Here is a 10,153-nt window from a genome sequence, read left to right as displayed (position 1 = left end):
CCCATCGCCTTGAGGTCGATAAGATCCTGCTTCTCCATGGTGGTCGGATTGGAAAGGATGGATGCGGGGATGTGGGGCGCCACTTCCATCCAGCGCTTCAGCATGACTTGGGTATCATGATCAGAATCGGGATGGGTGATCATACTGATGCACATACGCTGGAACTGACCCTTGTCGCTGTTCTTGGCGATACGTTCGAGCATTTCATCCACGCGCACCGTCGGCCAGTCCACCCGGATGAAGTTGCGGTCAGCGTAATCGCGGCTCTCTTCACGATGCCGGGCCAGACCGCAGTAGGTGCAGTTGGCACGACAGCCTTCCGGGTAAGTCATCAGCAGATTCAGACAATTAGTACAGGAGGTACGGTGCATCACCCCAGGCACCAGGCCCAGCGTAATCGCCGCCGCGGTGCTGAGCTGCACATATTCAGGCGACCGCATCGTCGGCGTTTTGACGAAATAATCCGGGCGATAAAAGTTCAAGGGCTGAGAATTTTCTTGCGCTACCGCACTCATGGAAGTTCCTCCTGTCATTCCGCCTCAGGCGGCGTAGTATTCATCAAAGGCGATCCAGCCGGATCGCATTACCCTGTCTTCCTGGGCCGCAGGCTGTCGCCACACGGCTTCCAAAGATTTTCTCCGCTGCACAGCCCGCGCCAGGGCCGGACCAAACTGATCCTGCATATCTTCTGCGTAGCTCTCTAACGCGTCCCCGTCGCCCGCCAGATAATCAGCAGCGGCCAATCCTGCACCCTCACCACTGATTACCGCAGCGGGGATACCCGCCCCGGTAATGGGATGGGTCAGCCCCGCTGCGTCTCCGGCAAGCACCACGTTGCCATGTACCATCAGCCGAATGCCACCCACGGGAATGGCGCCACCGGTACGTCCGAGGACGGCTTCGCCGATGATCCCGCGCTCTACCATCTGCCGATGCAACTGTTCCAGCGGCAGTTTAAGATTATCCTCAAAACGCCGATCCGCACCCAGTCCGAGATTCGCCACCGGCCCGCGGGGGAACAACCAGCCATAGCCGCCAGGAAAGGCGTCCGAGAGGAAAATGTCCGTATCCGCATAGGAACGCAGCAACGGCACCGTATATTGACGGGTATAAACGACCTGTTGATGCGGCAAGCCCACCGCCGCCGCCACCAGGCTATGTGGCCCATCGGCGCCAATCAACAAGCGGGGGCGCACCGTGAGCTCCTCATCTGTGCCGCGCCGCAAGCGGGCCACGGCGCCATCCCAGGCGAGGAATTGGCAACGCATCTCCACCAGCGCGCCCGCCGTCTGCGCCAACTCCGCCAACCCCTGATCAAAACGTGCCCGGTCAATCATCATGCCGGGAAAGACGCTGTGATGCTGTAGCCCGGATGGCAGTACCGTCAACATCCCTGCTACGTCCTGCACCCGCGAATCCGTTTCATGTACGGTACGCAAGAGCGGCATGGGGACAAACTCGGCACATTGCACCGGGACACCGACCTCTGCACGGCGATCCACGCAGATCACCGTAAGGCCTTTGCCCGCCGCAGCACGTGCTGCCGCCGCACCGGCTGGACCAGCACCAATCACCAGTACATCTATGGCTAAAGGGTTCACGCGTCTTTTGCCGCCATCCGCAATACCGTCGCGAAGTGCTCCGGCTGTAAGCCGAAGCCATCGACAGCCTGCTTCTCGAACAATCCCTCGATAACGCCGTCCACGTCGTTCAGATGGACATTACGCAGCGCCGCCTCCAGATCGACGATAGCGCGCCGCGGCTGGACAAAATAATCACCGCTGAAGTGAACCTGCCGCACTCGGTTCCCATAACTATCCCAGAGCATTTCCGCTTGCAACGTGCCACCGGGGGCGCGTAACGTCGCTTTACGCAACGGCATATCGTCGCGCGCGCGGCGGTTGATGCCGAGCCACTCCGCGTCACGCACCTCCGCCAACGCCTCCGGCAACAGCGCGGCTACGGCATCCGGCAAGTCGCCCTGGACGAAAGACAGCCCCAAATGCGCGCGGAAACCATCCAGCAAGACCTTCTGCACCGCCATCAACTCCGGTGCTTTACCCAACAAGGCTTTTAAGCTCGTCACCCGTTCCGCCACCGAAGAGATGGCATGGGCATCCAGTTTCTCCAGCGGTACGCGCAGTACGCGCAACATCCGCGGAATGTCCAGATCGACCAGCACCGTGCCCTGAAACAGCAAGGTGTCTCCATCCATAATCCCACCGGTGCCGGAAATTTTTCGCCCTGCCACTTCAATATCATTGCGCGGACGAAATTGCGCGGTCACTCCCAAAAGAGACAAGCCAACCGCTGCCGCTTCACAGATCTTTCGTGACAACGACGCCATATCACCCTGGGGCAGCGCGTCCCGCCGACAAACCAACTCCCAGCCTATCTGGGTGGGATCAAAAATCAGTGCACCACCACCGGTGAGACGACGCTGCACCGCGATCCCCTGCTCACGACAGAACTCCAAGTTGAGTTCCTGCTCAGGTGATTGGTGATAGCCGACTAGCGCGGATTCCTCAAAGCGCAGGAAGCGGAAAATGTTGGGAATCTGACCTTCGGACATCGCCACGAGCAACGTCTTGTCTAAGGCCATATTTTCGTCGGCCGGGCGCAAGCCGGTATCGACCAAAAGCCAGTCTTTGGCGTTATACGTAGTCATAACGCAAGCAGCCGGACGAACGTGAAGCCCAGAAGAAACAATGCAGTCTCAGGCTGTAAACACAATCGGGATATCCCGCAGTTGTGTACGATGCTTCGGCGCGGCGGGGACATAGTCCAAGGGCATGGTGGTCGTCTCGTCACCGAGCGCCAGGACTTCTTCACCGACAATCATGGAGCAGCAGGAAGGTGTCACAAAGACATCCCGTTCCAGGTGCTTGGCGAGGGCTAGCATGCCATCAGAGGGAAAGGCCACCCCGTTCAATCCCGCCATGACCGCATAGGTATCGGTGATGGAACGATGCACGCCGGAAGGCCGCGCGCAGCCCAGCAATACCGGCGTTTCCGGCAGCGCAGTCCGCGCATCCATAAAGAATTTACCGATTTCATCCGCCGCTGGCGTCGCGAAAGGCCGACTCGAAGCGGCATACTGCGGCATGATTACCACCAACACCAGGGCACTGGGCATATGCCGTCGGATGATTTCCAGTGCGTTCCACTCACCGAGCAATTCACCGTAATGCAGCCCGATGACAATATGCGGCACCACTTTCATCTTGGTGGCGACCAAAGCTTCCAGCGCGGCCTCAAAGTCATCCACCGAACGGCGCAAATGATAAACCTGGTTGATGGTGTCCTGCGCACCGATCACATCCATCATGGCCACATCGACGCCTGCATCCTCCATCCCGCGTGCAAACTCCGGGGTCGCAATACCCGTATGCATGGCAATCTGTAAACTCGGATATCGATCCTTGATCTTGCGCACCATCGGGAAATAGGGTTCATAATGGACCACATTCTGATGGTCAGAACCTCCTGAAAGAAGCAGCCCACGGCCCCCATCCAGGACAATCTGGTCCACCAGACGATCCAGTTCTTCTGGCGTCCGCACCGGAATCATCGGCTCCAGAATCTTCGCCTTACAGTGATCGCACTGTAACTTGCAGTCCCCACCGGTGATGGAAATGGCCGGGAAGGCATTCTTCCCACAGGCGGAGACCTCCGATGTTTCATGATGCTTGAAAGAAGGTGTATAGAAATTGATACGACCCACCTGGCTACCGGACAGACCGGACCAGCGTTCGCGCATAGAGTCCACCAAATCCGCATTGAGGACCAAATCCTCCAAAGCCTCTACTTGAGAAACGGCGTTTAACCATGGGTTCATATGAATTTCCATCCTTTACACAGAGAGAAGGCTGGACGGCCGCAAATGCAGCCGTCTTCTTGGATCATGACGGGCCTTGCTAATCAGCAGCCGCCAAAACCATCAGCCGTCATCTTTTCTTCAAAGGCCGCCAAAGCGTCGGCGCCGGTCTTCAGTTCACCAGCGTCACCGTCGAAGTCGGCCGGGGTAAGCTTGGCAATCCAGCCGCTGCCATAGGGATCTTTGTTGATGAGGCCGGGATCTTTCGCAACATCATCATTGCTCGATACGACGGTGCCACTGACGGGACTCTTCAACGGGCCTACCCATTTGCCAGACTCAACGGTCGCTGCCGACTTGTCCTTCTTGATGTCCTTACCAGCGCCCTTCGGCGTATAAGAAACGATCTGTCCAGCCAACGCACAAGCATAGGAGGTCATACCGATGGTCACACTGCCATCATCTTCCTTGCGCAGCCACACGTTATTATCCACGTTGTAAAGCAGATCTTCGGGGATTTCACAGCCACGTACAGTTCCCATCATTTTCTCCTTCGGGGTTACATTTTAGGTAAACAGAGCATGCTGCCAGGCAGCATTATTTAAAAAAACAGCAATCGGTCCACGGACAAAATCAAGTCGGCGAGATCACCGGCAGACGCCACCGCATCCACTTCCTCAATCAGGTTATCGGCCTCGATCTCATAGCCTGGAAGTGCCGGGCGACATACGTGAATTTCTACCCCGGCATTTTTTGCGTCACGAATAAAGTCGATAATGCGCTTACCACCAGCCATCGCCGAGAGATTTTCCGCAACACCCGCCTGCATCAGCCTGACCGCTTCCATCGTGCAAAAAATCTTAACCTCAGCATCCATGGAAGACAACAGGGCGCCCAGATAAAAAGGTGTCGCACAGCGATGTGCCGTGCTTGGCCCACTGGTCATCACGATGACTACCGACTTTTCGCCCTGATCCTCCAGGTAGTGATCGCTCATCGCATTCCTCGTTCACAATGAATATCATCACGCAGACAGCGCTGCCGGTACAACTCAAAGGCAGCGTCTCCAGTAGACAGCTTTTCGAGCGCAACGTCTACCGAAGCCACTGGCCGTACCCGTGCGATCCATGCTTCGTAGGGTTCAATATTGAGAAGATTGGGATCTTCCAACACATCTTCGTTAGCCAAATCAATCACGCAATCAAAGACATTCGGCACCGGACCTGCCCACTTCCCACTCTCAATAGTGGCGACCGGCTTACCCACCGGACGACGTGTCCCAGGCCTGCGTACCCGGACATGCAAAATCTTTCCCGCAATCGACTGAGATATGTCGGTCATACCCACGGTAAGTGTGCCATCGCCTTCGCGTCGCACCCAGATTTGGCATTCCCGATCGTAATATAATTCGGCGCGGAATTCGCAACCGTTACATTCCATAGCCTTCCCCTGGTGTCAGCGGCAGGTAAAAAAAAGCGCCCCGCAAAGGGGCGCCTTTCTACACCGTTAGATAATACCTTTGGCAGCGAGAAGATCCATCGAGTCGCTGACATTGTCGGGGATACCGACTTTGCGCGCAGACAGACCCATGGCCAAACCGAGCAACTGGGTGAAATAAATCACCTTGACGTTCGATTTGATACCAAACTCGATCTCGGCACGTACCTGATGCATTTCCAGGCCGGAATGGCAGGTAGGACATTCGGTGGCGATCACTTCCGCACCGGCATCTTCCGCCGCCTGAAGGATATTCAGCACCAACTGGGTGGAAGTGTCCGAATCCGATAACGTATGGGCGCCGCCACAACACGCCGTTTTCAGAGGAAAATCCACACTGACGGCACCGGCAGCGGATAACAAGTCATCCATAAAATGTGGCGCATAAGAAGACTCGGAGCCAGGACCCTGATCCTTCTCCGGAAAAATCTGCCGGGGACGGGTGTACATGCAACCGTAGTAGTTGGCAATCTTCAGCCCATTCAAGCTCTTCTTGACCTTACTTTTGATGCCGTCGGTGCCCACTTCCTCCATGAACCATTCCAACGCATGCAAGCTGCGCACATCGCCTTCATATACAGGATCACCCGATTTGTCGGCGAGCTCCTGCACCGTTTTCATGGTTTCTTCCGAAGTAGCGCACTCATATTCGGCCTGCTTCAGATTACGATAGCAGCCATTACAAGGCGCCATCACCGTATCGCAGCCCTGTAGCTTACTGGCAATGGCCAGATTCCGCGCAGACATATACGTCTGCAGCATGGGATGAATGTTCTTCACTTCCATCGCACCACAACAGTTGTAGTCTTCGAGGTTTTCCATCTCCAGACCGAGTTCTTTCACCAGAACGCGGGTGGATTTGTCATAGGGTCCGCCGGAACCTTCCAGCGCACAGCCCGGATAATATGCAACTTTAGCCATGATGAGCGGCCTCCTTCTGTGCCTTCACATATTCGGCGAGGACTTCACCGGTTTTACCCCATGATTTGGTCTTCGGACGGAACGCCACATTCATTCCCATTTTGGCCAACTGGCCTAAAGGCAGGTGCTTAGTCAAACGTTTGCCAAACTCCACGATCCAGGGCTGCACCATGGGCTGGCCGGAGCGCTTGAAAAACCCCATCATCACCTCAGTATCTTCAATGCGCCCATACTCGATACACTGATGCGTGAACTCTTCATCAAAATGTGTGGACAGCGTCTTGGGCGTTAAGCCGTTATCTTCCAGCCAATGCGCTGTCGCCTTCATCACTCCTTCAGGACGGACATCCTTAGGGCAGATGTTGGTGCATTTATTGCAGGAAACACACTGCCAGATGATATCTTTATCCTTTATCAGCTCGGCTTTCAGCCCCAAACGAATCAGATAAATCCAGTAACGCGGATTAAAATCCACGTTCTGCGCATACATGGTGCAGGAATTGGTACAAGAACCGCACTGCCAGCAGCGATGCACGTTCTCACCACCGCTGTAACTCTGGATGATCTCTTCAAAATGCTCTTCGTAGTCCGTCAGCGTGCGTGGGGTAATCATGGTGTTCCAGGAACCGGAAACATCCACCCCATCTACTACCAGGTGATCGTGCTGCAAAATCCGATCGGGATCGATCAGTGTTTTCTCATGAATAGCCATAGCCGCTCCTATACCCTAATTCATTAATGAATGTCGTCTCTCTTGATACGAGAGCCACCCATTCGCCGGTGTACCTCTACGCCCAGCAACTTACGAATCTGTTCCGTAAAGTCTGTTTGGCCGCCAAAATCCGAACGCAAAAAGCCTTCCGCCATAGCGCGCACATATTGCGAATACTGGTGGGCCAGGATGATATCGACCATATAAGGTACATCACGATATACCCCTAGTTCTAACAGCGCTTCCCGCATCCACTGGCGCAAGCCCTCAAACATTTCCGGGCTTTCGCCAAAAGGGAAGTCGGTCAGGTAGTCTCCCCCACGGATGAATTCCCGCACCGCGCCCGAAGTGGTACCCTGATCCCAGACCCATCGCGTCATCAGCGGATACCGCTCGGGATCGCTGAAGTGCAAAACTTCGGCCCCCATATCCCTGATAACGCGTTTCGCTTTTCCTGTGGCAGGCAAAGCCTCTTCAAAACGCGTCATGCGCTGTGCCAGATCGCCGTGACCATCCAGCAAATCGCGCATCATTTCACCTACCCGTGCAGCACCCTGCTCCTCTATGACGGGCCAGATCTTGCGTCTCACGGTAAACATCTGCTCCACGAGATGCGCCATCTGTGCGTCCGTCAGCGGCCGTTTGTCTTCCAGCAGGAGACGACGAAAACTCGCCGTTTTCTCTGTCAGGCTACTGACCAGGTCAGCAAGACCCTGCTGCCCCTCGAATGCCTCTTCAAGCTCATAAAAAGATCTGCTGAGCAGTCCCTTATCGAGCTCAATCGGCAGTGAGGCGGGAACGATATGCTCTTCGTTCCCGTTGTGGTAGATGTCAGCTGGCAACTTTCTGCTGTCCGTAGAGATCGGCTACCGCACGCGAACCAGCGGACTGGCCCTGAGCAATGGAACTATCAATATCCTCCGGACCTGTAGCAGCGCCGCACACGTAGATACCCTTGCGCGTCGTGCCCTGACTATTCGTGTACTGTTCCGCACGATCAATAAATCCATGTTTTTCCAGACCGATACCAAAAGTTTTGGCAATTTCCGGATTCAACGCATTGGGATCCATGCCGATGGCGTGAACGACGATATCCATGGGAATCACAATAGGACGCTTAACCAGAGTATCTTCGCCTTTAACCAACAAACGGCCATCAGGGGACTTGGTAACTTCGGCAATACGCGCTTTGACAAACTTAGTCTTGTATTCTTCCTGGCTCTTCCAGTAGAACTTGTCTTCATAAAGGCCAAAGGTACGGATGTCCATGTAGTAGATGAACACGTCGGTGCTCGGCGAAATTTCCTTGATCTCCATGGCGAGATTGGTGGAAACGGTGCAGCAGATTTTGGAGCACCATTCACGACCAATCTGGCGGTCGCGCGAACCAACGCAAAGCAGGATGGCCACGCGTTCTGGAACCCGGCCATCGGAGGGGCAACGGATCTGACCTGCAGTCACCATCTGCTCCATCTGCGTGGTGGTAAGCACGTCTTCATAGGTGCCGAAGCCCCATTCCGGTTTATTGATGGAGTCAAAATGCGTGAATCCGGTACCGAGAATGATCGCACCCGCTTCGACCTTATCGCCGTTGCTCAAGGTGGCCGTAAAGTTACCGGCTTCGCCCACTACCTGGGTGACCTTGGCAGACTTGTGAATGCTGACGTTCCCGTCGCCTTCCACACGGCTGACCATACGGCCGATGGCATCTTTAGCCCACTCGCCCGAAGGTACCAGTTTGGCGTAACCGGAGATGATGGGAGCACCGCCAAGAATATCTTCCTTCTCGACAATGACGGCCTTCTTACCCATGGAGGCTATGGTGGCGGCTGCCGACAAACCTGCTGGACCTGCACCTACGACTAACACTGTATCTTGTGCACTCACTGAACTTTCTCCTTAAGCGCCCGCTTGCATGTTGATGTTCTGATTGGTGGCGAGTTCGGGGTTGTAGAGGTATTCCACATTGCCCTGTTCCACCTGCTTGAGATATTCCTGGAAGTCGGCCTTGGCCTTGTCCCAACTGATGCCCATCTTTTCCACCAGGTCTTCACAGGGTGAGGCGTGCCACTGCAACTGGACGATCTTGAAGGGATCGGCGCCACAGGCGAGGGCCGCGAGCTGCACGTCGGCGATGATAGGGATGCTGTAGTTCATGTCATGGGCTTTGCCGATCCACTGGTTTTTGTCCATGGTGGTGATACAGCCGGTGTCGATGCCGATCATCACGTCGGCGTTGGCTTCTTCCCGGGCGACCTTGATCTTGCGATTCATGGTGAAGCTGCGGGTAAACTCGCGCTCGGAGATGATGTGGCGGAAACCAAAGCCACAGCAGTCATACCAGGTGGAGTAGTCGATAACTTGGGCACCCAGGGCCTGGGCCATGGAGGTGCCGACCGCTGTGCGATTGCCACCGAGCACGCTGTTGTCGTAAATGGCGTCTTCCGCCACCATCTTGTAGTAGTGACAAGCAGCGTGGGTGGTCACGCGGATGTTACTCATGTCGATGGTCTGCAATTCACTGGCGATGCGGTTGCGCATAACGTGCAACCATTCACTGTAATGGACGACCTCTTCGGGGATGACAATCTTGCCGTCGACCAGACGACCGAGCTTGCCCAGGATCTTTTTGACCTTTTCGCGCAGTTCAGCCGACTCGATCAGGTACTTGCGGATTTCCTTGTAGTTACCGAAGGAGGTGCCGCAGTGCACCAAGGGAAAGAAGTGGCCATTCTCAAAGCCGTGCTGCTTGCCGGAGACGTACGCCTGATGGAAGTTGCGCAGGAAAACGGCGGCGAGGGATTCGACATTGCCGATGCCGGAGCCGTGGTAGTTCCAGGCGGTGCAGGAGGTCTGGTCGGTTTCGTCGAGGTAGTCGACGCCCAGATTGTTCATAAACCAAATCAGACTGGTGGGGTAACCGGGGATGTTGCCGCACTGACCACAGCTTTTGTGATGCCAGAGGTTGTTGGTAGGAACACGTTTTTTCCAGCCATACAAAGTATCCACTTCAATGGGCTTGTGGTCATCGTTGATGCGGTGGACGATGATCTCGCCTTCTTTCTCCAGTTCCCACATGTGATCACGGATGTCGTCCATCCGCTCGCCGAGGTCCATCGTGCGCCGGTCAACGTGGCTGCGCACCCAGGCCGTGGCCGCTTCGGCCTCGTTCGCCGAAAGATTCGTGTCCTGAAAAAAAGCACCGT

The 10,153-nt window shown here is 55.5% G+C and carries 12 protein-coding genes; all 12 read right to left on the bottom strand.

Annotated features, from left to right (window positions below; all coding sequences use genetic code 11):
• Positions 1-515 (bottom strand): radical SAM protein (locus tag AC2VNK_RS05205; protein WP_486883067.1); only part of this gene is annotated, 515 nt, incomplete at its 3' end.
• Between the two features lie 24 nt (positions 516-539).
• Complete coding sequence (locus tag AC2VNK_RS05200; protein WP_486883066.1) at positions 540-1,601, bottom strand: geranylgeranyl reductase family protein; 1,062 nt, start codon at positions 1,599-1,601, stop codon at positions 540-542.
• Positions 1,598-2,668 (bottom strand): lipoate--protein ligase family protein, encoded by a 1,071-nt coding sequence (locus AC2VNK_RS05195; protein ID WP_486883065.1) that lies wholly within the window; start codon positions 2,666-2,668, stop codon positions 1,598-1,600. The genes AC2VNK_RS05200 and AC2VNK_RS05195 overlap by 4 nt, the downstream gene beginning before the upstream one ends.
• 48 nt (positions 2,669-2,716) lie before the next feature.
• Complete coding sequence (locus AC2VNK_RS05190; protein ID WP_291523467.1) at positions 2,717-3,838, bottom strand: radical SAM protein; 1,122 nt, start codon at positions 3,836-3,838, stop codon at positions 2,717-2,719.
• Between the two features lie 83 nt (positions 3,839-3,921).
• The gene (locus AC2VNK_RS05185; protein WP_291523466.1) at positions 3,922-4,362 is read right to left on the bottom strand and encodes a glycine cleavage system protein H; all 441 of its coding nucleotides are present in this window, start codon (positions 4,360-4,362) and stop codon (positions 3,922-3,924) included.
• Positions 4,363-4,418: 56 nt separating this feature from the next.
• Positions 4,419-4,814 (bottom strand): DsrE family protein, encoded by a 396-nt coding sequence (locus AC2VNK_RS05180; RefSeq protein WP_291523464.1) that lies wholly within the window; start codon positions 4,812-4,814, stop codon positions 4,419-4,421.
• The gene (locus tag AC2VNK_RS05175) at positions 4,811-5,257 is read right to left on the bottom strand and encodes a biotin/lipoyl attachment domain-containing protein (protein WP_291523462.1); all 447 of its coding nucleotides are present in this window, start codon (positions 5,255-5,257) and stop codon (positions 4,811-4,813) included. The genes AC2VNK_RS05180 and AC2VNK_RS05175 overlap by 4 nt, the downstream gene beginning before the upstream one ends.
• Before the next feature lie 66 nt (positions 5,258-5,323).
• Positions 5,324-6,235, bottom strand: a complete 912-nt coding sequence (locus AC2VNK_RS05170; RefSeq protein ID WP_291523460.1) for a CoB--CoM heterodisulfide reductase iron-sulfur subunit B family protein — start codon at positions 6,233-6,235, stop codon at positions 5,324-5,326.
• The gene (locus tag AC2VNK_RS05165) at positions 6,228-6,947 is read right to left on the bottom strand and encodes a 4Fe-4S dicluster domain-containing protein (protein ID WP_486883064.1); all 720 of its coding nucleotides are present in this window, start codon (positions 6,945-6,947) and stop codon (positions 6,228-6,230) included. The genes AC2VNK_RS05170 and AC2VNK_RS05165 overlap by 8 nt, the downstream gene beginning before the upstream one ends.
• A 23-nt stretch (positions 6,948-6,970) precedes the next feature.
• Positions 6,971-7,789 carry a hypothetical protein gene (locus AC2VNK_RS05160; protein WP_486883063.1) on the bottom strand — a complete coding sequence of 273 codons (819 nt, stop codon included), beginning with the start codon at positions 7,787-7,789 and terminating at the stop codon, positions 6,971-6,973.
• The gene (locus tag AC2VNK_RS05155; protein ID WP_291523453.1) at positions 7,779-8,834 is read right to left on the bottom strand and encodes a CoB--CoM heterodisulfide reductase iron-sulfur subunit A family protein; all 1,056 of its coding nucleotides are present in this window, start codon (positions 8,832-8,834) and stop codon (positions 7,779-7,781) included. The genes AC2VNK_RS05160 and AC2VNK_RS05155 overlap by 11 nt, the downstream gene beginning before the upstream one ends.
• Positions 8,835-8,846: 12 nt before the next feature.
• Positions 8,847-10,153 (bottom strand): heterodisulfide reductase-related iron-sulfur binding cluster (locus AC2VNK_RS05150; RefSeq protein WP_486883062.1); only part of this gene is annotated, 1,307 nt, incomplete at its 5' end.

The organism is Acidithiobacillus sp. TH-A35 (assembly GCF_057473505.1).
The sequence above is the reverse complement of the archived record's forward strand: the minus strand, read 5'-3'. Positions and strand labels throughout refer to the sequence as shown.